Origin of the sequence: Halorubrum coriense DSM 10284 (assembly GCF_000337035.1) — an archaeon.
Taxonomy (GTDB): Archaea; Halobacteriota; Halobacteria; order Halobacteriales; family Haloferacaceae; genus Halorubrum; species Halorubrum coriense.
On sequence record NZ_AOJL01000060.1, the window covers coordinates 120431 to 144925 of the forward strand.

Below are 24495 nucleotides of genomic sequence, written 5' to 3' on the forward strand. Positions count from 1 at the left end.
GAAAAAGCTGTGGAAAGGGCGGGCGGGCCGCGGGACCGGGTGCGGGAACGGCCCCGACGCGACCCCTCAGTCGTCGCCGATGTCGAGGTCGAACTTCCCGAGGTCCTCGCCCTTCGATTCGCCGGGGAGGATGTCGCCGAGCCCCGCGCCGAACGCGGCCGCGGCCCAGACGACCGCGATCCGCCCGGCCCGTTCGAGCGCGGTGGGGTCGCCCTCGTGGAGCCGCCCCCAGAACAGCAGCATGGCCGACGAGGTGGCCAGCGAGACGAGGAGGACGCCCGCGTATCGCCGGGGGATGACGCCGAAGATCGGGTGTCGGATCGCGATCTGCCGGAAGTCGGCGTAGTAGAGGAGCCCGGCGGTCGCGAGGAAGACGAACCCGACGTGGCCGATCAAGAGAACCGGGACGCCCGCGACGGTGGTCGCCGCGAACCAGGCCGCGATCTCGAAGACGCCGCCCTCGACGAGCAGCGGGAGCGCGAACAGCACCGCGCCGACGAACGACTCGGCGAGGTCCCGCGTGGTGTACTTGGTGATCCGCTCCGCGAGCGCGCCGGTTCCGGGCATCCGCTCGACGAGCGAGATCGTCTGCCGCACCTTCTCGCGCTCGTGTCCCTCGTCGACCGCGTCGCGCAGGGCGTCGAGCTTCGCGAGCAGGTCGTCGATGTCCGGGTCCGCGGGGGGCGGGGCGGAGGCCGCCGACGCTCCGGACCCGTCCACCCGACCCGCCTCCGGCTCCCCGTCGTCGCTGTCGACCATGTGCCACCGGGACGCGCGGGCGACCTAAAGCTCGCGGCGGACGCGGCCTCCTCGCGGTCGGCGGATCCGCGAACCGGCCCGGCGGACGACCTACGGCCGGGAGCAGAACGCCGAGAGCGCCTCGTTGAACGCGGCCGGCGCTTCGAGCATGGCGAGGTGCGCGGCGTCCGGAAGTTCCGCGAACTCTCCCGCCGGAATCCCGTCCGCGAGGTACTCGTGGTACGCGGGCGGCGTGAGCTCGTCGTGCGCGCCGACGAGCGCGAGCGCCGGGGCGTCGACCGCGTCGAGCCGGTCCCGGATGTCGAAGCGGTGGCAGGTCAGGAAGTCTCGTTCGGTGACCGCCTGCCCGCACGCGCGCATGGACGCCTCGGAGAGCTCGACGTACTCGGGCGGCGCGTCGTGGAAGAGGCGGTCCGGCTCGTGGAGCAACGAGACGGCCCGCTCAAAGTCGTCCGCGAGGGCGTCTCGAAGGGGCTCGGCCACCGCGAGCTTCGCGCCCGTGCCGGCGAGGACGAGGCCGTCGAGCGCGAGGTCGCGCTCCAGAGCGATCCACAGCGCGACCGCGCCGCCGAGGGAGTTCCCGCAGAGCACGGTCGCGCCCGTCTCGTCCGCGACGGCCACGACGTCGTCCGCGTAGGCGTCGAGCGTCTCGGGGCCGGCGGGCGTCGCGACGTCGTCGCTGTCGCCGTGTCCGGAGAGGTCGACGGCGACCCCCGGGAATCGGTCGGCGATCCGGGACTGCGACTTCCAGACGTCCTTCGTGCCGCCGCTGCCGTGGACGAAACAGACCGTCGGTCCGTTGCCGCCGCGGTCGAAGCGGCGGTACGCCGTCGCGCGACCGTCGTGGGTGACCCGTTCCATGTCTCGACGGTTCGTCTTCGAGCGGCATAAACGCCGGAGGGAGCCGCGGCGCGGACCGGTCGATCCGCCCGATCGACGAAGGCCGGCAGGCGGTCGGCGGCGGTCAGCGGGCGGTCGTGTCGCCCCGAACCGCTACACTACCGTTACGAATTGAGATCACTCACGTCCTGCGATTTTGAGCGAGAGATTTATATACTCTCGCGACTAACTCGTAGTTAGGATGAATCACATACAGACCCGATCGACCGGCGACGGCGCGCTGCTGCGTCGGTACGAGTACGACGACGGCTGGACCGTCGCCGCCGACCTCGGCGTCGACGACGAGACCGTCACCGTCGACACCGTCGGCGGGACGGCGATCGTCGTCGTGGAGGGACCGGATGGGCCGGTCGAATCGGAGTTCGAGCTGCCCGGGACGGCCGCCGACGCGACCGTGAACAACGGGATTCTCACCGTGGAGGGCGACCGATGAAGCTCACCGTCAAGCCGCTGAAACAGAAGGACGCTGGTCGCCGCCTCGCGGCGATCGACCGCGTCGCGGCCGACGAGCTCGGACTCTCCGGCGGGGACATCGTCCGCGTCGAGAGCGCCGACGGGGCGGCGATCGCCCGCGTCTGGCCCGGCTACCCCGAGGACGACGGGACCGGCGTGATCCGCATCGACGGCCGCCTCCGCCAGGAGGCCGACGTGGGGATCGACGACCGCGTGACCGTCGAGGACGTCGACGTCTCGCGGGCGGACGCGGTGACGATCGCCTTCCCGAGCCAGCTGCGGGTGCGGGGACAGATCGCCCCGTTCATCCGCGACAAGCTCTCCGGCCAGCCCGTCACTGAGGGCCAGACGATCCGGACCTCGCTCGGCTTCGGGCTGATGGGCGGTCAGTCGCAGGCGGTCCCGATGAAGATCGCCGAGACGAGCCCGGGCGGCACGGTCGTCATCACCGACGAGACGGAGATCAGCATCTCCGAGATCTCCGCGGAGGAGATCGCCGACCGCGGCGACGCCGCGGGCGGGACCGGCGAGGGGCCGGACGTCACCTACGAGGACATCGGCGGCCTCGACGACGAGCTCGAACAGGTCCGCGAGATGATCGAGCTGCCGATGCGGCACCCGGAGCTGTTCAAGCGCCTCGGCATCGACCCGCCGAAGGGCGTCCTGCTCCACGGCCCGCCGGGGACCGGTAAGACGCTGATCGCGAAGGCGGTCGCCAACGAGATCGACGCGAACTTCCACACGATCTCCGGCCCGGAGATCATGTCGAAGTACTACGGCGAGAGCGAGGAGCAGCTCCGCGAGGTGTTCGAGGAGGCGTCCGAGGAGTCGCCCGCGATCATCTTTATGGACGAGCTCGACTCCATCGCGCCCAAGCGCGAGGAGGCGGGCGGCGACGTGGAGCGCCGCGTCGTGGCACAGCTGCTCTCGCTGATGGACGGGTTAGAGGAGCGCGGCGAGGTCGTCGTCATCGGGGCGACGAACCGCGTCGACGCCATCGACCAGGCGCTCCGACGGGGCGGCCGCTTCGACCGCGAGATCGAGGTCGGCGTCCCCGACCGCGACGGTCGCAAGGAGATCCTCCAAGTCCACACGCGGAACATGCCGCTGACCGAGGGGATCGACTTGGACGAGTACGCCGAGAACACCCACGGCTTCGTCGGGGCCGACCTCGAGTCGCTGGCGAAGGAGTCCGCGATGCACGCGCTGCGGCGCATCCGGCCGGAGATCGACCTCGAAAGCGACGAGATCGACGCCGACGTGCTGAACAGCATCCAGGTGACCGAGTCGGACTTCAAGGAGGCGATCAAGGGGATCGAGCCCTCCGCGCTGCGGGAGGTGTTCGTGGAGGTCCCGGACGTCAGCTGGAACGACGTCGGCGGCCTCGGCGACACGAAAGAGCGGCTCCGCGAGACGATCCAGTGGCCGCTGGAGTACCCCGAGGTGTTCGAGGAGCTCGACATGCAGGCCGCGAAGGGCGTCCTGATGTACGGCCCGCCGGGTACGGGGAAGACCCTGCTCGCGAAGGCCGTCGCCAACGAGAGCGAGTCCAACTTCATCTCGATCAAGGGGCCCGAGCTGTTGAACAAGTACGTGGGCGAGTCCGAGAAGGGCGTCCGCGAGGTGTTCAGCAAGGCCCGCGAGAACGCGCCGACGATCGTGTTCTTCGACGAGATCGACTCGATCGCGACCGAGCGCGGCAAGAACTCCGGCGACTCCGGCGTCGGCGAGCGCGTCGTCTCCCAGCTGTTGACGGAGCTCGACGGGCTCGAATCGCTGGAGGACGTGGTCGTCGTCGCGACGACGAACCGCCCCGACCTCATCGACTCGGCGCTGCTCCGCCCCGGCCGTCTGGACCGGCACGTCCACGTGCCCGTCCCCGACGAGGCGGCGCGCCGCCGGATCTTCGAGGTCCACACGCGGAACAAGCCGCTGGCGGACGACGTCGACCTCGACGCCCTCGCCCGCAAGACCGAGGGCTACGTGGGGGCCGACATCGAGGCGGTCGCCCGCGAGGCGTCGATGAACGCCTCCCGGGAGTTCATCGGCAGCGTCACGCGCGAGGAGGTCGGCGAGTCCGTCGGCAACGTCCGCGTGACGATGGACCACTTCGAGGACGCGCTGAGCGAGGTGAACCCCAGCGTGACGCCCGAGACGCGCGAGCGCTACGAGGAGATAGAAAAGCAGTTCAAGCGGTCGGAGATCGACCGCGACGAGGCCGAGCCGGGCGCGGCGTTCCAGTAGGTCGGACGCGCTCGACCCGAAGCGGCGGCCGGTCCGCGGCGGTTTTTAAACGAGTCCCAGCGTGGACAGCAGGTAGAACGCGGCGACGACGACGATGCCGATCGTGACGAGCCGCCACGCGAGCTTCAGCACGAACTTGCCGACGACGATGACGAGCGCGACGGCGACCAGCGCGACCAGCAGCTGCCCGACCTGACTGCCGAGCAGCGCGGCCTGCGCCGGTGCGACGAGCCCCGCGAGCGCGAGTGACGAAGCGGTCATGTCCGGGCTCACGGCGACGCCGGGCATAAGCTTGTGGGACGGGCCGCATTCTGTTATCGATACTGATAGGTCTCGGGGAGCGGTCGCGGCGAACCCGATCGCAGAACCGCGAGAGAGCGGTCACCGCGGCGGAGTCGCGCGTCCTCGACGCCGGAGACTCCGAGAAGCGGCCCCCCTTCTGTTCCGGTGGGGAACCGCGCCCTTCGAACGGTTTTTTCGTGTGGCGATCAGTTTCACTCCGGTCTACCTACGCTTATGTGTCCGGAGGCCCTTCTTATCCGACGTACCGGATTCAGCGTCAGACGCGCCGGGCGGACGTTACATACCGAATCGGACATGTAGATGCCGGACGGGTCCGAACATCCGAACGTACAAGGGCCCGCCTCGCCAGTACACCAACACTACAGATGATCCACATGCCACGCCAAGCCAGCGGGGTGGTCGTCGAATGAGCAGCGACGGCGTCACCGCGGACGGAGTCGAACTACCGATCAAACGAACCACGGGCGACACCATGGAGGAGCGCCTCACGGGCAACGCCTATCACAACATCCTGCCCGCGCGCTACCTCCGGAAGAACGCGGACGGCGAACCGGACGAGGATCAAGAGGAGCTGTTCGACCGCGTCGCGCGCAACGTCGCGCTCGCGGAGGCCGTCTTCGAGGCCGAGAAGCGGGGCGTCGAGGTCACCGTCACGCCCGACCAGCTGAAGCCCGACCACCCGCGGCGCGACGAGCTCGCCGAGGAGGTCTTCGGCGCGGGCACGACGGCCGACGACGAGACCGAGACGGCGCTCACGGCCCACAACGTCAACAAGTTCGCCTACGAGACGGTCGTCCCCGAGCTGCCCGAGAGCGTGCGCGACCACGTCGAGGCGACCGCAGAGACGTTCCGGAACGGGATGGAGTCGCTCTCGTTCATGCCGAACTCCCCGACCCTGATGAACGCGGGCGACGAGCTCCAGCAGCTCTCCGCCTGCTTCGTCGACTCGCCGGGCGACGACATCACCGACATCCACCAGACCGCCAAGGAGGCGGCCGAGGTGTTCCAGTCCGGCGGCGGCATGGGGTACGCGTTCTGGAAGCTCCGCCCGTACGGCGACTCCGTCGGGTCCACCGGCGGCATCGCCTCCGGCCCGATCACGTTCATGCGGACGTTCGACCAGATGTGCGAGACCATCGCGCAGGGCGGCGCGCGCCGCGGCGCGCAGATGGGCGTCATGCGCATCTCGCACCCGGACGTCATCCAGTTCATCCACGCGAAGAACAAGGACGTCTCCCTCGCGCACTCGCTGCGCCTGAACGACCCCGACGACTTCACGCACAACTCCTTCGCGGACGCCTTGGAGGAGGCCCGCGAGCTCATCGACGAGGACGGGAAGGTGCCCGAACACCTCCGGAACGCGGTCGAGGGGCACCTCTCGAACTTCAACATCAGCGTCGGCGTCACCGACGACTTCATGGACGCGCTGCGGAACGACGAGGAGTTCACCTTCACGAACCCCCGCACCGGGGAGGCGCACGTCGCGACGCCGGAGACGAAGGAACTCTACGACATGTTCGGGCTCGGCGAGCACGTCGAGGTCGGCGAGGAGCTCTCGATCCCGGCCGCCGAGATCTGGGACGACATGATCGAGGGCGCCCACGAGAACGGCGAGCCGGGCGTCGTCTACCTCGAACGGATCAATAAAGAGCACTCCTTCGACGTCGAGGAGAATCCGGACCACCGGATCCTCGCGACGAACCCCTGCGGCGAGCAGCCCCTGGAGGAGTACGAGGCCTGTAACCTCGGCCACATCAACCTCTCGACGCTCGCGGACCTCGACGCGCCGGACTGGCGGGTGTGGTCGGACGAGCACGCCGACGAGTACGACACCGAGGCGGCGGCGATCGACGCCTTCCTTCAGGAGGCGATCGACTTCGAGGAGTTCGACGACCGGATCGCGTACGGCACTCGCTTCCTCGAGAACGTCGTCACGATGTCCGACTTCCCGGTCGACGAGATCGAGGAGAAGGTCCGCGACATGCGGAAGATCGGGCTCGGGATCATGGGGCTCGCGCAGCTGTACGTCCAGCTCGGCGTCCGCTACGGCTCCGAGTCGGGTAACGAGATCGCCCGGCAGCTGATGACCCACATCAACCACGAGTCGAAGCTTGCCTCTCACGACCTCGCCGAGGAGCGCGGGACGTTCAACGACTGGGCGGACTCGAAGTACGCGAACCCGACGGAGTACGGCGACTGGTTCGAGCACTACACCGGGCTCGACGCCGACGAGTGGGAAGACGGCTTCCCGATCCGCAACCACAACACGACGACGATCGCCCCCACGGGCACGACGTCGATGATCGGCAACACGACCGGCGGCTGCGAGCCGATCTACAACGTCGCCTACTACAAGAACGTCTCCGACGACGTCCAGGGCGACGAGATGCTCGTCGAGTTCGACGACTACTTCCTGCGCACGCTGGAGGCCAACGACGTCGACGTCGACGCGGTCAAGCAGGAGGCCCAAGAGCAGATGGCCACGAACGAGTTCGACGGCGTCGAGGGGCTCGACACCGTGCCGGACGCCATCGGCGAGCTGTTCGTCGTCACCGGCGACCTCTCCGCGAAGGACCACGCCGGCGTTCAGGTCGCCTGTCAGAAGGGCGTCGACTCCGCCATCTCGAAGACGGTGAACGCCCCCAACGACTCCACGCTGGGCGACGCCAAGGAGGTCTTCGAGTACATCTACGAGAACGGCGGGAAGGGCGTCACCTACTACCGCGACGGCACCCGCTCGAAGCAGGTGCTCACGACGCGGGCGCAGAACACGGAGTTCGCCGACGAGAGCGAGGCGGCCGAGACGATCGTCGAACAGATCAACGAGGTCTTCGGCGGCGTCGAGGCGTTCCTCGACAACGAGGACGTTCAGGCCGCGATCGACGCGGAGGTCTCGGACCTGCTCGAAACGACCGAGCAGCCGCGGATCGACTACAGCGAGCGGAGCCCGCGTCCCGACTCCCTGAACGGGGTCACCCAGCGCGTCGAGACGGGCTACGGCAAGCTGTACGTCACCATCAACGAGGACGAGAACGGACTGCCGTTCGAGCTGTTCGCGAACATCGGCCACTCCGGCGGCTACACCAACTCCTTCACGGAGGCGCTCGCGAAGGTCATTTCGACGGCGCTGCGCTCCGGCGTCGACCCCGAGGAGATCGTCGACGAGCTCCAGGGCACCCGGAGCCCGAAGGTCGCCTGGGACAAGGGCGAGCAGATCCAGTCGATCCCGGACGCCATCGGCACCGCGCTGCGGCGCTACCTCGACGACGACGTCGACAAGGGGATCCCCCAACAGCAGAGCCTCGACGACGTCGAGGAGGCCGCGGCGGGCGCGAGCCCCCCGAGCCAGACCGACGGCGGCGCGGTGGACGCCGGCACGGCGACCGACGCGCCGAGCGGGGTCGCGCCGACGGGCGAGGACGACGCCGCCGGCGCCGACGACTCCACGCAGGAGCTCATCGCCGCGGGCGAGTCGCCCGAGTGTCCCGAGTGCGGCGGGATGAACCTCTACTACTCCGAGGGCTGTAAGACGTGCGAGTCGTGCGGCTGGTCGGAGTGTTAAGATAACGAGCGGTCGACGACGAGGTTTTTTACGGACGTCGGTTCACGCCACGCGCTCACTACTACTTGGTCGACTAGCGCGCCGCTGGCCGGGTCGAAAAGCGGAGAAGCGTCGCGAGGGGATTAGTCGTCTTCGAGCGCCTGCGCGATGCGCTGGAGCTGTCGGGTCGCGTCGCGGACCTCGTCGCGGAGCTGGCGGACCTCGCGGACGAGCTCCTCGTTGCCGCCGTCGTCGCCGCGGCCGCCGCGCTCGCCCTGCGCGCCGGGACCGCCGCCCATGCCGGGCGGGCCGCCCGCGCCGCCGGGGCCGCCGCCGCCCATCATGCCGGACATCATCTGCGCGAAGGGGTTGCCGCCGCCGCCACCGCCCATCCCCGGCGGGCCGCCGCCGCCCATCATCTCTTCGGGGTCGGGCCGGTCGCCCTCCTCGCGCTCCTCTTCGCGTCGCTCCCGGATCTCTTCGACGCGCTCGCGGAAGGACTTCTCCTCGCCGTCGTCGGAGTCGCCCTGTTCGCCGGCCTCGCCGTTCTCGGGGTCGGTGGCGTCGTCGTCTGCCATGCGCGAGCGTTCGGCGGCGCGGCCGAAAAGGGTTGCCGTGGCGTCCGCGACGGTGTGTTTATAAGTCCACGACGTGCGGCGCGGGCGGCGGGGTGCGGCCGCCGGTCGGCCGACCGGCCCGCGCCGGCGTCAGGTCCGAACCATGCGGTGACAGTTCGGGCACTCCGTCGCTTCGCGGTCCCCGCCGGCCGCGGGCACGCGGTCGCCGCAGTTCGGACACCGCGTCCGGGCGCGAGAGTACTCGGTGCGCGAACGGACCCGCGATCGGTCGGCGTCGTCGGTCATAGGCGTTTGGTATTTGTTGACACACAAATACGTTGTCAACATATCCCTAAAACGTGATTTAGGCGTCGAACGCGGCCGTCCGCGCTCCGTCGTCACTCGTGGCCGGAGACGCGGACCGGCTCGTACGGTTCTTCGAGCCAGTCGAGGTCCGAGTCGGAGAGGTCGATATCGAGCGCCTCGACCGCGTCCTCGAGGTGCTCGACGCTCGTCGTGCCGACGATGGGCGTGTCGATCGACTCCTTGTGGAACAGCCACGCGAGCGCGATCTGGGCCATCTTCACGCCCTTCTCCGCGGCGAGTTCCTCGACCCGTTCGTTGATCGCTCGGCCGCCGCCCTCGCGGTAGGGGTGCGCGTAGAGGTGCTCTTCCGTCTCGCCGCGGAGCGTGGCGTCGACCTCGTCGTGGGGGCGCGTCAGGTAGCCGCGCGCGAGCGGGCTCCACGGCATCACGCCGATCCCCTCCTTCCCACAGAGCGGGAGCATCTCGCGCTCCTCCTCGCGGTACGCGAGGTTGTAGTGGTTCTGCATCGTGGCGAACCGCTCGTACCCCTCGCGGTCGCTCGCGTGGAGCGACTCCGCGAACTGGTGGGCCCACATCGACGACGCGCCGACGTGCCGCACGTCGCCGCGCCGGACGGCGTCGTCGAGCGCGGCGAGCGTCTCCGCGATCGGCGTGTCGTAATCCCAGCGGTGGATCTGATAGAGGTCGATCGTGTCCATCCCCAGCCGGTCGAGGGAGTTCGACAGTTCCTGTTCGATGGCCTTCCGCGAGAGGCCGCCGGAGTTCGGGTTCGACTCGTCCATCTGGAAGTACCCCTTCGTGGCGACGACGAACTCGTCGCGGTCGTACCCGTCGAGCGTATCGCCGAGGACGCGCTCGCTCTCCCCGTTCGAGTACATGTTGGCGGTGTCGAAGAAGTTCACGCCCAGATCGATCGCGCGCTCGACGAGCTCGCGGCCCGCCTCGGGGTCGAGGACCCACTCGCGCCAGTCGGAGTCGCCGAAGCTCATACAGCCGAGACAGATCTTCGAGACGGTCGTGCCGGTCGAACCGAGCGTGGTGTACTCCATACGCCGGTCACGACGAGGCGCAGTAAAAATCCCGGCGTCGGTTCCGGGCACCGGACCGACCCGCGGCGGCCCGGATCCGTCCGGTGTCGGCGGTTCAACCGGCCCTCGATGCCGAACGAGAGGAGAGCGAGCGCCGGTCGCGGTGGAGCGAGAGCGGACAGAAGCGGGTTCAACTGCCGCCTGAAGTGTGACGAGAGCCGTATAACCATACCCGAAGCGCTGTATGAGATAATGTCTAACAGGTGTGCCGAAACAACCGAACGCGAACGGGCAGGGGCGACGTTCGGGGAAGAGACCGATTCGATTGTCCGCGGAGGGGCGGAGCGGCGGCCGAGCCGGCGTCGAGACGCGCGGGGGAGACGGCCGAATGAGCGACGAGGGAGAGTCCAGCGGGGTCGACGCGACGGCGGGCGGACGGCCGGAGGAGGCCGGGTCGCTGGGCCGAAGCGACCCGTCCGCGACCGAGGTGAGCCGGACCGCCGGCGGCGACGGCGGCGAAGGCGGCGACGGCGCCGTGACCGACGACGCGATAGACGAGATCGCCTTCCTCACCCGGTCGCCGGTGCGCGTCCGGGTGCTCGACTCCCTGCGGCGTCGAGGGACGGTGGGGAAGCGGGAGCTCCGCGAACGGGTCGACGGCGTCCGCACGACCGTGTCGCGGAACCTGAACGCCTTGGTCGAACGGGGATGGATCGAGGACACCCCGGACGGGTACGAGATCACGGACTGCGGGCGGATGATCGTAGACGACCTGATGGCGCTCACGGAGAGCGCGTCGCTGGCGGTCGAACTCCGCCCGGCGCTTCGCTGGCTCGACGTTGAGCGACTCGGGCTCGACTTACGGCAGTTCGAGCGCGCGGACATCACGACGGCCGACTCGACGAACCCGTACGCGCCGGTCGAGGAACAGGTCGCGCTCATCCAGCGCTCGACGGCGGTCCGCGCGGCGCTACCGGCCGTGAACCGACAGATCCTCCAAGCGTGTCGACGGACGGCCCGGACCGACGACGGCGAGGTCGAGATCGTCTTGGAGTCGGCGGCGGTGGACCGGCTACGGTCGGCAGACCGGTACGCGGAGCTCTTCGCGGACGTCCGCCGGCAGTGTACGGTGTTGGAGTACGACGGGACGCTGCCGTACTACGTCGGTGCCACGGCGGAGGGGGTCCAGCTCGGGACGACCGACGGTGACAATCTCGTCCGGGTGCTGTTGCGGTTCGACGTCGACGACGACGTCCGGGCGTGGGCGGACGACCGCTTCGAGCGGTTCGAGCAGCGCGCGCACACGGTAGAGGAGCGGGAGTAGACGAGCTCAGACAGCGAGGTTCGATCTTTTCGACGGTCGGTGAGCGGTACGCGCACTCGTGCGCGGCGCACACGAGAGCGGGGGTGCGACAGCGTGCGGTCCGCGCGACCGGTCCCGCGAGCGCGGGAGTGCGGGCCCGAGCGACGCGGCCGGTCGGCCGAACGCCCCGACGCAGCGAGCGCGACGGCGCGCGATCCGGCCCGGCCGAGCGCCGCGGCGAGCTGCTCGGTCGGGACGACGTTCGAGGCGACCTCCCGTTCGGTCGGGCCCGGCTCGCCGCGAGCAGCGGGTCGACGGCGGCGGGGATCGTCCGCGCGTCGCGTCGACCGAGTCGCCGGAGACGACGTGCCGAGAGAAATCGACGGACTGCGTCGGTGCCGCAAAAGTGCGGGCCGCAAACTAATTCACTGTAGCGTTCTGTGCGAGGCACGCACGTGTTCGCGGCCCGTTCTGTCACGCCGACGGTTTCGAGTGCGACGCAGCTGCTCGTGCGGCGATCGTCTTAGATTGTCGGTTCGTAGATGTGCGATTCGCGTAGATTGTGTGGCAATCGTTCGATTTCGTCGGTTCAGTGTCCAACACTGGCTACAGATGTACGGTAAACGCACTAATATGTGCTATTATTCTACATTGCGTTGGCGTCACAGCCAACTATGTATTCGACAGACACGGACGGTGGAAGCGTTCGGCAGTCGGCCGGGGCCGTACTGATGGCCCTGGCGATGGTGGTATCGATGGTCGCCGTGGCCGGGGTCGCGGTCGGACCCGCCGCGGCGGATCACACGGGTAACTTCCCCTCCGACGAGGACAACCTCGAGAGCGACGAGATCCTCGTCGACGACGACTTCGAGGAGGGAGAGGTGAACGAATCGGACCAGATATTCAACGAGCTCGGACCGGCGCTGGAGGAGGCCGAGTCCGCCTTCACCGTGTACGTCGCAGAGGGGGACTACACGGAGAACGTCGTGGTCGACACGAACGTCGACCTGATCGGCGAAACCGAGGGAGACGACCAGTCCGACGGGGTGCGGCTCGAGGCCGACGACCCCGCAGCGCCCGCGCTCGACGTTCAGACCGACGGCCTCACCGTTACCCACATGACGATCGTGGGCGGCGACGGTGGGACCGGCGTGCTCCTCTCGGGGAGCTCCGGGACTGACAACGTCAAGAACCTCGACTTCTCGCACAACATCGTCGTCGCCGGCGACGGCGGCGTCGGGTTCGACGCGGATCCGATGTCGCAGGGCGCACCCGACGACGGGAACGAGCTGATCGACAACACGTTCACCGTCGCGCCCGGCGCGAGCGCGGAGTCGCTCGCGTTCGTCGAGGGCGGCCCGGTCTCCGGCGGCGAACAGCCCGACGGCTACACCGTCGCGGACAACACGTTCACGACGGCGACGCCGTCCGGTTACGACGACGGCGAGACCGACATCTCGCTCCACTTGGAGAGCGACGACGCGACGGTGGAGAACAACGCGTTCCCGTCCGTCGGGTCGGGCGACAGCGGGACTTACGACGTCGCCGTCGCCGGGAACGACAACGAGGTCCTGAACAACGACCTCACGTCTGACGGCTTCGCCGACGGGCTCTTCCTCGCCGGTGACGGCGTCACCGCGACGGGGAACGTTATCGACGGGGCCGACGGTAACGGCGTCTTCGTCGCCGGCGGCTCCGCGAACGTGGCGATCGACAACAACGAGATCGCCGCGAGCGGCGCGTGGGGCGTCAACGCCAGCGCGGTCGACGACCTCGACGTGACGAACAACCTGATCGAGAACAACCTCGGCGGCGTGATCGCTGACGGCGGCTCGAACGCCACCGTGAGCGGTAACGACATCCTCGACAGCGAGGTCGAGGGCGTCTCCGTCACCGGTACCGAGGGCGTGACGGTCGAGTCCAACGCGATCGACGCGGCGGACGACGCCGGTGCCGGCGTCTCGATCGCCGAGTCGGGCGACGTGCTCGTCGCCGCGAACGACGTCACGGCCAACGGCGACGGCGGCATCGACCTGTCCGCGATCGCCGCGGGCGCGGCCGTCGAGAACAACCTCGTCGACGGCAGCGGCGGCGGGATCGCCGCGTCCGACGTCTCCGGCGGCCTCGCGGTCTCCGGCAACGACGTGACCGGTAACGCCGACGGCGTCGACGTGAGTAACGTCATCGGCGCGCTCGACGTGACCGACAACCTCGTCGACGCGAACGAGGACGACGGGATCGTCGTCGAAGGCGTCGCGGACGGCGCGACGACGGTGACCGGTAACGAAGTGACGAACAACGACGATCCGGGGGCTGATTCGTTCGAATACGGCATCTCGGTCACCGCCGTCGAAGCGCTCGACGTGTCGAGCAACCTCGTCGAGAGCAACGACGTGGGCGGCGTGATCGTCTCCGATGCGCGCGACGTCACCGCCGGGTCGAACACGATCGCTGACCACCTCGACAACGGTCTCTCCGTCTCGAACGCCTCGAACGTGACTGCCGCGGACAACGACGTCAGCGACGCCGGGTCCGGCATCGACGTCTCCGACGCGGCGGACGTGAGCGTCGCCGGCAACGACGTCAGCGAGATCGACGAGGGTGCCATCACGGTCGGCGCGGCCTCGACCGCGACGATCGAGTCGAACGGCGTCGAGAGCGCCGGCGACGGCATCGCGGTGAGCGCGATCGACGTCGACGCGAGCGTGACCGACAACGACGTCGACGACGTCGGCGTCGGCATCGCGATCGACGCGGCCGGCACCGACGAGCCGGTCGACGTCGAGCGCAACGTGCTCGACGCGTACGACACCGGCATCTACTTCCAGGCGTTCGACGCCGAGCAGCCGCCGTACGCGACGTACAACGACCTCCTCGACGAGGAGGCCGTCGACGTCGCCAACGACGGGCCGGCCACCGTCGAGGCGCTGTTCAACTACTACGACACCGACGCGAGCGTCTCGCACTCGGACGTCGACGAGAGCGCCGCCTTCGAGGGCGACGTGCTCTACGACCCGTTCCTGACCGTCTCGCAGTCGGACGTCAGCGTCCAGAAGCCGGAGAACACCCAGGAGTTCGGCCACGAGCTGACGCTCGAGGCCACGCCGGACACGACCGACCCGCAGGTCGTCGCCTTCCCGGCGGCGGTCGAGGGGACGGTCGGTGAGGTCTTCTCCGACCTGCCCGCGGGCGCGTCCGTGTTCGCGTACGACGCCTCCGAGGACGAGTTCGTCCCCGGCGGCGACATGGCCAACGAGTCGATCGGCGCGCTCGACGCGTTCGTCGTGACCGACCTCGACGAGGACGCGACGGTCGCGTTCGAGTACCCGTCCGAGGGCACGGCCAGCCCCGGCGTGAAGCAGCTCGAAGAGGGATGGAACCTCGTCGGTGCGCCGAAGAAGACCACGGTGAGCACCGCGTTCTCCAGCGTCCTCAACGGCCAGGAAGCGCAGGTGAACCACCTCTACGGCAACGCCGCCGACCAGCCGGACTTCGTGGACGACACGACGGCGACGCGGAACGGCGAGCCGCTGTGGTTCGAAAGCACCGAGGACGCGTCCGGGCAGGCGCCCGCGTTCAGCGTCCTGAGTGACGAGCCCGGCGACCAGATCGTGAGCCCGTACACCGGGTACTGGGTGAGCGTCGACGCCGGCGCCGAGGACGTGACGGTCACCGGGACCCTGTCCGACAGCGGTGCCACCGCGCTCGACGAGATCCAGACGCTCGAAACCGACGACACGCAGGGCGAGATCCAGTAACGAACACACATGAGAAACACCACCAGAACGCTGCTCGTCGTCGCCGTGGTCCTGCTCGCGCCGCTGGCCGCCGCCGGTCCGGCGGCCGCACAGCCGGATCCGCCGGCCGAGTTCTACGGGTCCGCCGCGGTCGACGGTGAGCCAGCGCCAGAGGGCACGACGGTCCAGGCCGTCCTCGACGGCGAGGTCGTCGACGAGACCGCGGTCGACGGTGACGGTCAGTATGGTGGGGCAGACCCGCTCGCCGAGCGGCTCACGGTACAGTGCGCCGCCGGCGACGGAAGCGAAACCATCGAGTTCCGGCTCGCGAGCGGCGCGACCGCCGACCAGACCGCGTCGTGTACGCCGGGCGAGGCCGTCGAAGTCGACCTGACGTTCCCGTCGCTCGGAGACGGTCCGGACGGCGGCGACGGCAGCGACGGCGGCGACGGCAGTGACGGCAGTGACGGTAGCGACGGCAGTGACGGTAGCGACGGCAGCGACGGTAGCGACGGCAGCGACGGCAGCGACGGCAGCGACGGTAGCGACAGCAGCGACGGCAGTGATGGCAGCGACGGCGGTTCGTCCGGCGCACCGAGCGGCGGGGGCGGCGGAGGCGGCGGAGGCGGCGGACAGGTCGGCGCTTCGACGCCCGACGGGCCGAGCGTCGACGTCATCTCCGTCGACGACGGCGCGACGCTCCGCGTCGAGGACGTGCCGGGCAACGACCCGGTCGATGTCGACGTCGCCGGGGCCGTCTCCGGTGCCGGCGTCTCGCTCCGGTCGATGACCGTCGATCACCGGCTCGAACCGGACGACTACCGCATCGAAGTGACGAACGTCGCCGAACGGCCGACCGGCGGCGCGTCCGCGCTGGACGGCGCCGAGCCCGTCGGCTACCTCGGCGTAGAGCCGATCGGCACCGACCGGATCCGGTCGGCGACGCTGCGGTTCGCGGTCGATCCGGCTGCGCTCCCGGAGAACGCGTCCGCGGATAACGTGGCGCTGTACCGCTACGCGGACGGCTGGGAGCGGATCGACACTGAGGCGGTCTCCACCGAGGGCGAACGCTACGAGTTCGCCGCGCAGGTCGACGCGTTCTCGTCGTTCGCGGTCGGCGTCGCCACCGCGGACGTCGCGGTGACGGAGGCGGGCGTCACCGCCGAGGAAGTCGCCGCGGGCGACGTCGTCGAGGTGACCGCGACCGTGACGAACGACGGCGCCGCCGACGGGGCGGCGACCGTCACGCTGCTCGTCGACGGCGAGGAGCGCACCGACCAGCGGGTGACGGTGCCCGGCGGAGAGTCGATCGAGGTGCTGTTCTCGACGCCGGTCGACGAGACGGGCGAGTACTCGTTCGCGGTCGACGGCGTCGACGCCGGCAGCGTCTCGGTCGTCGAGGGCGACGCGACAGCCGACACCGAGAGCGGCGACGCGGAGAGCACCGACGCCGAGAGCGGCGGCGATACGACGCTCGAGGAGCAGGCGCCCGGGTTCGGTCCGGTCGTCGCGCTGCTCGCGCTGCTCGGTGCGGCGCTGCTCGCGCGGCGTCGCTGACGCCGTACGGGCGGTTCGGAACGCCCCTTTTCTTTTTCATCGACGCGTCGGACGCGGGCCGCGAGAGCGCGCGCTAGAGGTCCCGGAACGACGCGGTGTACACGAGGAACGCGCCGGTGAGGAGGACGAACGCGAGGAACGTCACGAGCGCGAGCACGTTCGCGACCGGGGAGAGCGGCGCGAGGAAGGACTCTCCGGTCGAGTCGAGCACGAGGACGGCGAGGAGGGCGGCGATCAGCCCGAGCAACCAGTTCGTGAGAATGTCGTCCATGGCTCGCTCGACACGACGACCCGACAAAAAGCCGCGGATGACACGGAGGCGAGCGACGCCGAGCCGCAGCGGAGACGGAACCGCGGACGGGGCGGAACCGGAGACGACGCGGAGCCGCGGGCGGAGCGCGGGAGCACCGTGGGCCGGCGACGCCGCCGGAGCTATGAGAGTCGGGACCGTTGATCATTTCGTGAGCGACCGGACGACCTGCTGGCTGCTCGGCGACCAGCTCAACCCCGACCTCGACGTCCTCGATCGGGCCGACGACGTGCTGCTGATCGAAGCCCACGGGTTCGCCGATCGGAAGCGCTACCACGCCCACAAGCTGACGCTCGTGTTCTCGGCGATGCGGCACTTCCGCGACGACCTCCGCGAGCGCGGCCACGACGTGACGTACGTGCGCGCGGAGTCGTTCGGCGAGGGGCTCGACGAGTTCTTCGCCGAGCGGACGACCGGGGAAAACGACGGCGACGGCGACGACGGCGGCGGACCGCGCCTCCGGCTCATGCGCCCCGCGAGCCACGGCGCCGGCGAGCGGCTCCGCGAGCTGGTCGCCGAGCGCGGCGGCACCCTCGAACTCGTCGACAACGAGCTGTTCTGGACGACGCCGGCCGACTGGCGCGAGTGGGCCGGCGACGACGATGGGGACGACGACGAGCCGCTTCTCGGCGACGACGGGGCGGCCGAGCGGACCTACCGACAGGAGCACTGGTACCGGCACGTCCGCCGCGAGACGGGGGTGCTGATGGACGGCGACGAGCCGGTCGGCGGCGAGTGGAACTACGACGACCTGAATCAGGAGACCCCGCCGGACGACTGGACCCCGCCGGGGCGGCCGACGTTCGAACCGGACGAGCTGACCCGCGAGACCCACGCGTGGGTGCGCGACCGGTTCGACACGTGGGGGAACGACGCGCTCGACGGGTTCCGGTGGCCGGTAACTCGGGGCGAGGCCCGCGAGGCGCTCGACCGGTTCGTCCGGGACGGGCTGCCCGCGTTCGGGCGGTACGAGGACGCGATGGTCGGCGGCGAGCCGTTCCTCTCGCACTCGCTGCTCTCGCCGGCGATCAACCTCGGCCTGCTCGACCCGCGCGAGCCGGTACGGGCGGTCGAGCGCGCCTACGAGGAGCGGGGGGTCGAACCCGGCGCGTACGACCCGGACGACCACGGCGAGGCGGGCGGGGCGACGACGTCGCTCGACGAGTTCGGAGGGGGCGGGACGGCGGTCGAGGACGGGGCGGCCGAGGCCGACGAGCCGGCACCGGTGCCGCTCAACGCCGCCGAGGGGTTCGTCAGGCAGGTGGTCGGCTGGCGGGAGTTCATGCGCCACGTGTACCGCGAGGCGATGCCGGAGCTCGCGGACGCGAATCAGTTGGATCAAGAGCGGGAGCTCCCCCCCGCCTACTGGGACGGCGAGACGGACATGCGGTGTCTCTCGGAGGCGGTCGGGCACGTCCGCGAGTTCGGCTACGCCCACCACATCGAGCGGCTGATGGTGCTGTCGAACTTCGCGCTGGTGTACGGCGTCGACCCCGCCGACGTGAACGAGTGGTTCCACCTCGGCTTCGTCGACGCCTACCACTGGGTGACGACGCCGAACGTCGTCGCGATGGGGTCGTTCGGTACCGACGTGCTCTCCTCGAAGCCGTACGCCTCCTCGGGGAACTACGTCAACCGGATGAGCGACCACTGCGCCGACTGCCGGTACGCCGTCTCGCGGACCACGGGCGAGGGGGCCTGCCCGTTCAACGCGCTCTACTGGGACTTCCTGAAGGAGAACGAGGAGACGCTCCGCGGCACGGGGCGGATGGGGCTGATGTACTCGCACGTCGACAAGAAGGGCGACGAGGAGTGGGCGGCGATCCGGGAGCGCGCGGATCGGGTGCGTGAGCTCGCCGAAGACGGGTCGCTGTGAGGCCTACTCGCCGCTCGCGAGCCGGCGCAGCCGCGGGAGCGCCTGCTCGTACCCGAGGCCGACGAGCCCCACGTACAGCGCGAGCAGCCCCATGCCGACGGCCCACGCGCCGAGGACGAGTTCGCCGCCCGAGACCGCGGAGAGTCCGAACTGTTCGAGCACGACGCCGACCGCGGCGGCCGCGCCGGCGCCGACGGTGACGGCGAGGAGTTCGACGAGTTCGACCGCGACGGCAGGTACTTCGACCATACCCGAGGGGGACGGTCGGCGATTATGACTCTTTCGGGAGAACTGTGAACGTCGCGTCGTCGGTTGACTCACCGGGATCGGCCCGCTCGCGGACGGCTCACTTCAGTCCAAACGACCGCATGACGGTGTCGGCGAGCCCCTTCGCGATCAGGGCGAGGCCGGCGAGCAGCACCATCATCGCCCCGGCGATGACGGGGTCGCGGTAGGTGATGATACCGACCGCCGCGACGACGAGGAAGAGCCCGGCGATGCCTTCGAGACCGAGTTTGTTTCGCATGTCGTCAGGTCTCCGTCGAGCGGTGTTAAATCGGACTGATCCGCGCGGACGCGACGCGACGACGCCCCGGGAACGCGTCGGCGTCGCCCCGGCAGAGAGCGGCCCTTTTATTTCCGCGAGCGCGTATCACCGCGTACGCATGAGCAACGGAGACGGTGGCGGTCGGAACGACCTCCGGATGCCCGACGACGACGAGGTGTTCGCGGAGGTCGTCGAGATGCTCGGCGCGAACCGCGTCAAAGTGCGCTGTGCGGACGGGAAACAGCGAACCGCGCGCATCCCCGGCCGGATGCAAAAGCGGGTGTGGATCCGCGAAGACGACATCGTCCTCGTCGAGCCGTGGGACTGGCAGGACGAGAAGGCCGACATCTCGTGGCGCTATGAGAAGAGCGAGGCCGAACAGCTCCGCGAGGAAGGCCACCTACAGTAAGCCGTTTCGCGTCGATCGACGGGGGACGTCGCCGGGGGCGCGGTCGCCTGTCTGTGAGTCGCTGCCGGCGGAGCGACGGCGAACACCGCCAGAGCCCCGGCCGCCCGTCGGAAGGCGTCGCTGCCGTCGCGCCGCGCTCCACGTTTTTAAGTTCGACCGACCCGCAACACGGGTATGATCCGGCTCGCGATGACCACCGACGCGGAGACGTTCGAGCGCGTTCGCGGGCCGCTCGCGGACCGCGGCGTCCAGGTGGGTCACGTCCGAGCGAAAGAGCGGTCGCTCCGTGTTTCGAGCGGGGGAGACGGCGAAGCGGCGACGGTCGACGGCGAGGAGTTCGACGGCTTCGACGTGGGCCTCGTCTACCCGACCCGCCTGATGGAGGGCGCGGTCGTCGACGAGCGCCTCGGCGTCCCGTGGGTGAACGGCCGCGACACGGTCGTCACCTCGCGCAACAAGGCCGGCGTGCTGGCGACGCTCGACGCCGCGGGGCTGCCGACGCCGAAGACGACGCTCGTGTCGAACCCGGTCGACGAGTCGGTCGTCGTCGACGCCGTCGCGGAGTTCTCGTACCCCGTCGTCGTGAAGCCGAACTCCGCGACCCGCGGCGTGGGCGTCGCGGCCGCGACCGACCTCGACTCGCTCCTGGGCGTCGTCGACTACCTGAACCTGATCCACGACTACCGCGCCACCGGCGACAAGTCGTTCCTGATCCAAGAGTTCCTCCCGGACGCGCGCGACTACCGCGCGATGGTCGTCGACGGCGCGTGCGCCGGCGCGGTGCGACGCGAACTCGACGCCGACGCGCTCGCGGCCGGCCGGTGGAAGCACAACGTCCACCGCGGCGCGACGGCCCGCGGCGTCGACCTCGACCCCGAGGCGCGGGACCTCGCGGAGCGCGCGGCCGACGCGCTCGGGATCGACTACCTCGGCGTCGACCTGTTGGAGACCGACGACCGCCTCGTGATCAACGAGACGAACGCGCGACCGACCGTCGACGCCGCGACGAAGTACGAAGACGACTTCTACGACCGGTTCGCGACGCTCGTCAGGCGAACCGCCGAGGACGAGTGAGAAGCGGGGGGTGACGGGCCGACTCAGACGAGGTCGATCGACGCGCTGTCGTCGTCGCGGTCGAACGAGACCTCCAAGACGCCGTTGTTGAACGTCGCGTCCGCGGAGTGCTCGTCGACGGGCGCGGGGAGATCGACCGTCTCGTCGTACTCGCGCCGGTCGGAGACGGCCGAGATGGTGAGCGCGTCGCCGTCGCAGCGGAGCGAGAGGTCGTCCTTCGAGACGGCGGGGAGATCGGCGACGAGACGGACCGAGTCCTCGGTGGTGTACGCGTCGACGTGGGTGTCGGAGCCGAACCCGGCGTCGTCGGCCGACGGGGCGTCACCGGTGGCCATCTCGTTCATCATCCGCTCGATCTCCTCGAAGAAGTCTCCGAACGGATCGTCGCGGTCGTCTCTGTCCATACCTCACGTGAAGTCGGTGACCCCGATAAGCCTTCTGTCGGTCGCCGTATCGGCCGGTATCCGTCCGGTACCGACCAGTGACGGCCGGGCCGACGGGCGACGACCCGCCAGCGGCGGGGCGGATCGGCGACGGCGATCGTAATAAATTCGAACGATTATGACGATCTCCGGGCGACTGAGCCGGATTTAAGTAGTTGCGGCTCGCCTTTTTCGAACATGAGTAAATCGTATCTGTCAGCCGGTGACGACGTGAGCGACGACGAGGTCGTACGGGTGGGGCTCAACGGCTTCGGCCGCATCGGGCGCAACGTGTTCCGCGCGGTGTTGGAGCATCCCCGGATCGAACTCGCCGGGATCAACGACGTGATGGACTTCGACGACATGGGCTACCTCGCCAAGTACGACACCGTCATGGGCCGGCTCGACGGCGTCGAGCGCGACGGCGACGCGCTGACGGTCGGCGACACCGAGGTGCCGCTGTTCAACGTTCAAGACCCCGCCGACCTCCCCTGGGACGAGCTGGACGTCGACGTCGCCCTGGAGTGTACGGGCATCTTCCGCACCCGCGACGACGCCGGCGCGCACCTCGACGGCGGCGCGGACACCGTGATCATCTCGGCCCCCCCGAAGGGCGAGAAGGCGGTCAAACAGCTCGTCTACGGCGTCAACCACGACGAGTACGAGGGCGACGACGTCGTCTCGAACGCCTCCTGTACGACGAACTCCATCACCCCCGTCGCGAAGGTGCTCGACGCGGAGTTCGGCATCGACGCCGGCACGCTCACCACCGTCCACGCCTACACCGGATCGCAGGCCCTCATCGACGGCCCCATGAGCAAGCGCCGCCGCGGCCGCGCGGCCGCCGAGAACATCGTCCCCACCTCCACCGGCGCGGCCGGTGCCGCCCAGGAGGTCCTGCCGCAGCTCGAGGGTAAGATCGACGGGATGGCGATGCGCGTCCCGGTCCCGACCGGCTCCCTCACCGAGTTCGTCGTCAGCCTCGGCGAGACCGTCACCGAGGAGGAGGTCAACGCGGCATTCCGCGACGCGGCCGACTCCGGCCCGCTCGCCGGCGTCCTCGGCTACACCGACGACGAGGTCGTCTCCTCGGACATCGTCGGGCTCCCCTTCTCCAGCTACGTCGACCTCCAGTCGACGAACGTCATCGCCGGCGGGAAGCTGCTGAAGATCCTCACCTGGTACGACAACGAGTACGGCTTCTCGAACCGGATGCTCGACATGGCCGCGTACGTCCACGACGAGGCGTAGACGGCCCTATCGTCGGACGCGTCCGCTGTCGGCTCCGATCGGACAGGAGTCGGCCCGCCGCGCCCCGAAGCGCCGCCAGTTAAATAGCTCATCGACGACCGTTCACCCATGCCCGCGTTCGACACCATCGACGACCTCTTGGCCGACTCGCGCGTCCTCGTTCGACTGGACCTCAACTCGCCCATCGAGGACGGATCACCGCAGGACAACCGCCGGTTCGAGCGCCACGCGGAGACGGTCCGCGAACTCGCCGACGCCGGTCACCGGGTCGTCCTCATGGCCCATCAGGGCCGGCCCGGCCGCGACGACTTCACGTCGCTCGCCGGTCACGCGGCGATCCTCGCCGACCACGTCGACCGCGACGTGGCGTTCGTCGCCGACACGGACGGCGAGGAGGCGCTGGAAGCGATCGACGCCCTCGGCGCGGGCGAGGTCCTCCTGTTGGAGAACACCCGGATGTGCGAGGACGAGCTCCCCGAAGCGGAGCCCGAGGAGAAGGCCGAGACTGAGTTCGTCCGGACGCTCGCGCCGCACTTCGACGCGTACGTCAACGACGCCTACTCGGCGGCCCACCGCAAACACGCCTCGCTGGTCGGGTTCCCGCTCGTCCTCCCCGCGTACGCGGGCCGCGTGATGGAGACGGAGTACGAGGCGAACACCGCCATCGCGACCCGCGAGTTCGACGGTCCCGTGACGATGGTCGTCGGCGGGACGAAGGCGACCGACGTGATCGGCGTGATGGACGCCCTCGACGACCGCGTCGACCGCTTCCTCCTCGGCGGCGTCGCCGGCGAGCTGTTCCTGCGCGCCGCGGGCCACCCCGTCGGCAGCGACGTCGGCGGGATGGACCTGTTCGACGAGCAGTGGGAGCGGAACCGCGAGCTGATCGAGTCGGTCCTCGACGAGCGCGGGGACGCGATCCACCTCGCGAGCGACCTCGCGTACGAGGGACCGGACGGCGAGCGCGCGGAGGTCGCGGTCGACGACATCGCCGAGAAGACCGAGGGGTACCTCGACGTCGGCTCCGCGACGGTCGCCGACTACGAGCCGCTCATCCGCGAGTCCGACGCCGTCTTCGTGAAGGGCGCGCTCGGCGTCTTCGAGGACGAGCGGTTCGCCGACGGCACCGTCGGGGCCTTGGCGGCCATCGCGGAGACGGACTGCTTCTCGGTCGTCGGCGGCGGCGACACCTCGCGGGCGATCGAGATGTACGGCCTGAGCGAGGACGACTTCTCGCACGTCTCCATCGCGGGCGGCGCGTACATCCGCGCGCTGACGGGCGAGCCGCTCCCGGCGGTGGAGGTCTTGGAGGCGGCGGCGCGGCGAGCGGAGGACTGAGAGGGACGGACCGACGCGGCGGCCGACCGAACTACTCCTCGACGTCGAGGTCGAACTGCTCGTTTTCCGTGACCGCGTTCAAGACGACGCTCGTGTTCGACTCCCGGATGTCCGCGTCCGTGAGGATCGACTTGATCTGGTCGTTCATCCCGTCCGTGTCCGTGAACTTCCCGATGGCGATCACGTCGTAGTCGCCGGTGACCTCGTAGACGCTCACCATCTGTTTCTCCTGCCGCAGCTTCTCCGTGACGTCAGGCAGCGCGCTTCCCTCGACCTTGAGCTGGAGCACGGCCGTCACGTCGTACCCGATCTTGTCGTAGTCGACGACGGGGGTGTACCCCCGGATCACGCCCTCCTCTTCGAGGTCGCGGAGGTGGTTCGAAACGGTCGTCACCGAGACGTCGAGTTCGTCACCCAGACTCCGGAGGCTCGCGCGGCCGTTGCTGAGCAGCGAGTTGATGAGCTTCGCGTCAAGGTTTTCGTACGTCATCACACCTAACCACGCTTCCGGGGGTTTAGAATTTTACGAACGTCCAGCAGTTTTGCCTGTCCGGCGGTT

Annotated in this window: 22 protein-coding genes; 11 read left to right on the top strand and 11 right to left on the bottom strand. The window is 69.4% G+C overall.

Annotated features, from left to right (window positions below; genetic code table 11):
- Positions 1–66: 66 nt before the first annotated feature.
- Positions 67–759, bottom strand: coding sequence for a hypothetical protein (locus C464_RS14075; RefSeq protein ID WP_006114425.1), 693 nt, complete (start codon positions 757–759; stop codon positions 67–69).
- A 90-nt stretch (positions 760–849) separates the two neighbouring features.
- The gene (locus tag C464_RS14080) at positions 850–1620 is read right to left on the bottom strand and encodes an alpha/beta fold hydrolase (RefSeq protein WP_006114426.1); all 771 of its coding nucleotides are present in this window, start codon (positions 1618–1620) and stop codon (positions 850–852) included.
- A gap of 220 nt (positions 1621–1840) precedes the next feature.
- Here C464_RS14080 and C464_RS14085 point away from each other — a divergent pair, with 220 nt between their 5' ends.
- Positions 1841–2092, top strand: coding sequence for an Hsp20/alpha crystallin family protein (locus tag C464_RS14085; protein WP_006114427.1), 252 nt, complete (start codon positions 1841–1843; stop codon positions 2090–2092).
- Positions 2089–4356, top strand: coding sequence for a CDC48 family AAA ATPase (locus C464_RS14090; RefSeq protein ID WP_006114428.1), 2268 nt, complete (start codon positions 2089–2091; stop codon positions 4354–4356). The genes C464_RS14085 and C464_RS14090 overlap by 4 nt, the downstream gene beginning before the upstream one ends.
- Before the next feature lie 45 nt (positions 4357–4401).
- On the opposite strand, the gene C464_RS14095 is transcribed toward C464_RS14090, so the two are convergent.
- On the bottom strand, positions 4402–4644 hold the full coding sequence (locus tag C464_RS14095) for a hypothetical protein (RefSeq protein ID WP_006114429.1): 243 nt from the start codon (positions 4642–4644) through the stop codon (positions 4402–4404).
- Positions 4645–5065: 421 nt separating this feature from the next.
- On the opposite strand from C464_RS14095, the gene C464_RS14100 reads away from it, so the two are divergent.
- Positions 5066–8221, top strand: coding sequence for an adenosylcobalamin-dependent ribonucleoside-diphosphate reductase (locus tag C464_RS14100; RefSeq protein ID WP_006114430.1), 3156 nt, complete (start codon positions 5066–5068; stop codon positions 8219–8221).
- 122 nt (positions 8222–8343) lie between these two features.
- Here C464_RS14100 and C464_RS14105 read toward each other — a convergent pair whose 3' ends face one another.
- From C464_RS14105 to C464_RS14110, 3 genes are all read right to left on the bottom strand, one after another.
- Positions 8344–8778 (bottom strand): hypothetical protein, encoded by a 435-nt coding sequence (locus C464_RS14105; RefSeq protein ID WP_006114431.1) that lies wholly within the window; start codon positions 8776–8778, stop codon positions 8344–8346.
- 129 nt (positions 8779–8907) lie between these two features.
- Entirely contained in the window at positions 8908–9063 is a 156-nt protein-coding gene (locus tag C464_RS19305; RefSeq protein ID WP_167539343.1) for a hypothetical protein, read from the bottom strand.
- A gap of 92 nt (positions 9064–9155) precedes the next feature.
- Positions 9156–10133 carry an aldo/keto reductase gene (locus tag C464_RS14110; RefSeq protein ID WP_006114432.1) on the bottom strand — a complete coding sequence of 326 codons (978 nt, stop codon included), beginning with the start codon at positions 10131–10133 and terminating at the stop codon, positions 9156–9158.
- 367 nt (positions 10134–10500) lie between these two features.
- Here C464_RS14110 and C464_RS14115 point away from each other — a divergent pair, with 367 nt between their 5' ends.
- The 3 genes from C464_RS14115 to C464_RS14125 all read left to right on the top strand — a co-directional run bounded on the left by C464_RS14115 (position 10501) and on the right by C464_RS14125 (position 16709).
- Complete coding sequence (locus tag C464_RS14115; protein ID WP_152420961.1) at positions 10501–11436, top strand: helix-turn-helix transcriptional regulator; 936 nt, start codon at positions 10501–10503, stop codon at positions 11434–11436.
- A 653-nt stretch (positions 11437–12089) separates the two neighbouring features.
- A complete protein-coding gene (locus tag C464_RS14120) occupies positions 12090–15173 on the top strand; it encodes a right-handed parallel beta-helix repeat-containing protein (RefSeq protein ID WP_049911201.1) in 3084 nt (1027 codons plus the stop codon).
- Between the two features lie 9 nt (positions 15174–15182).
- Entirely contained in the window at positions 15183–16709 is a 1527-nt protein-coding gene (locus tag C464_RS14125) for a PGF-CTERM sorting domain-containing protein (protein WP_006114435.1), read from the top strand.
- A 73-nt stretch (positions 16710–16782) separates the two neighbouring features.
- Here the strand turns inward: C464_RS14125 and C464_RS14130 are convergent, their stop codons facing one another.
- Positions 16783–16980, bottom strand: a complete 198-nt coding sequence (locus C464_RS14130; RefSeq protein WP_006114436.1) for a hypothetical protein — start codon at positions 16978–16980, stop codon at positions 16783–16785.
- A 190-nt stretch (positions 16981–17170) separates the two neighbouring features.
- On the opposite strand from C464_RS14130, the gene C464_RS14135 reads away from it, so the two are divergent.
- A complete protein-coding gene (locus C464_RS14135; protein ID WP_006114437.1) occupies positions 17171–18895 on the top strand; it encodes a cryptochrome/photolyase family protein in 1725 nt (574 codons plus the stop codon).
- 3 nt (positions 18896–18898) lie between these two features.
- Here the strand turns inward: C464_RS14135 and C464_RS14140 are convergent, their stop codons facing one another.
- Positions 18899–19144, bottom strand: a complete 246-nt coding sequence (locus C464_RS14140; protein ID WP_006114438.1) for a hypothetical protein — start codon at positions 19142–19144, stop codon at positions 18899–18901.
- Positions 19145–19241: 97 nt separating this feature from the next.
- Positions 19242–19421 (bottom strand): DUF7470 family protein, encoded by a 180-nt coding sequence (locus tag C464_RS14145; RefSeq protein ID WP_006114439.1) that lies wholly within the window; start codon positions 19419–19421, stop codon positions 19242–19244.
- 139 nt (positions 19422–19560) lie between these two features.
- On the opposite strand from C464_RS14145, the gene eif1A reads away from it, so the two are divergent.
- Together eif1A and C464_RS14155 are read left to right on the top strand one after the other, a co-directional pair.
- On the top strand, positions 19561–19851 hold the full coding sequence (gene eif1A, locus C464_RS14150; RefSeq protein ID WP_004597376.1) for a translation initiation factor eIF-1A: 291 nt from the start codon (positions 19561–19563) through the stop codon (positions 19849–19851).
- Positions 19852–20025: 174 nt separating this feature from the next.
- Entirely contained in the window at positions 20026–20925 is a 900-nt protein-coding gene (locus C464_RS14155) for an ATP-grasp domain-containing protein (RefSeq protein WP_006114440.1), read from the top strand.
- A gap of 23 nt (positions 20926–20948) precedes the next feature.
- On the opposite strand, the gene C464_RS14160 is transcribed toward C464_RS14155, so the two are convergent.
- Entirely contained in the window at positions 20949–21329 is a 381-nt protein-coding gene (locus C464_RS14160; RefSeq protein WP_006114441.1) for an Hsp20/alpha crystallin family protein, read from the bottom strand.
- 216 nt (positions 21330–21545) lie between these two features.
- Between C464_RS14160 and gap the strand changes: the two genes are divergently transcribed.
- Together gap and C464_RS14170 are read left to right on the top strand one after the other, a co-directional pair.
- A complete protein-coding gene (gene gap / locus C464_RS14165; protein ID WP_049911202.1) occupies positions 21546–22598 on the top strand; it encodes a type I glyceraldehyde-3-phosphate dehydrogenase in 1053 nt (350 codons plus the stop codon).
- Between the two features lie 108 nt (positions 22599–22706).
- Positions 22707–23936 carry a phosphoglycerate kinase gene (locus C464_RS14170; protein WP_006114443.1) on the top strand — a complete coding sequence of 410 codons (1230 nt, stop codon included), beginning with the start codon at positions 22707–22709 and terminating at the stop codon, positions 23934–23936.
- A gap of 31 nt (positions 23937–23967) precedes the next feature.
- Here the strand turns inward: C464_RS14170 and lrp are convergent, their stop codons facing one another.
- Positions 23968–24426, bottom strand: coding sequence for an HTH-type transcriptional regulator Lrp (gene lrp / locus C464_RS14175; protein ID WP_006114444.1), 459 nt, complete (start codon positions 24424–24426; stop codon positions 23968–23970).
- Between the last annotated feature and the right edge of the window lie 69 nt (positions 24427–24495).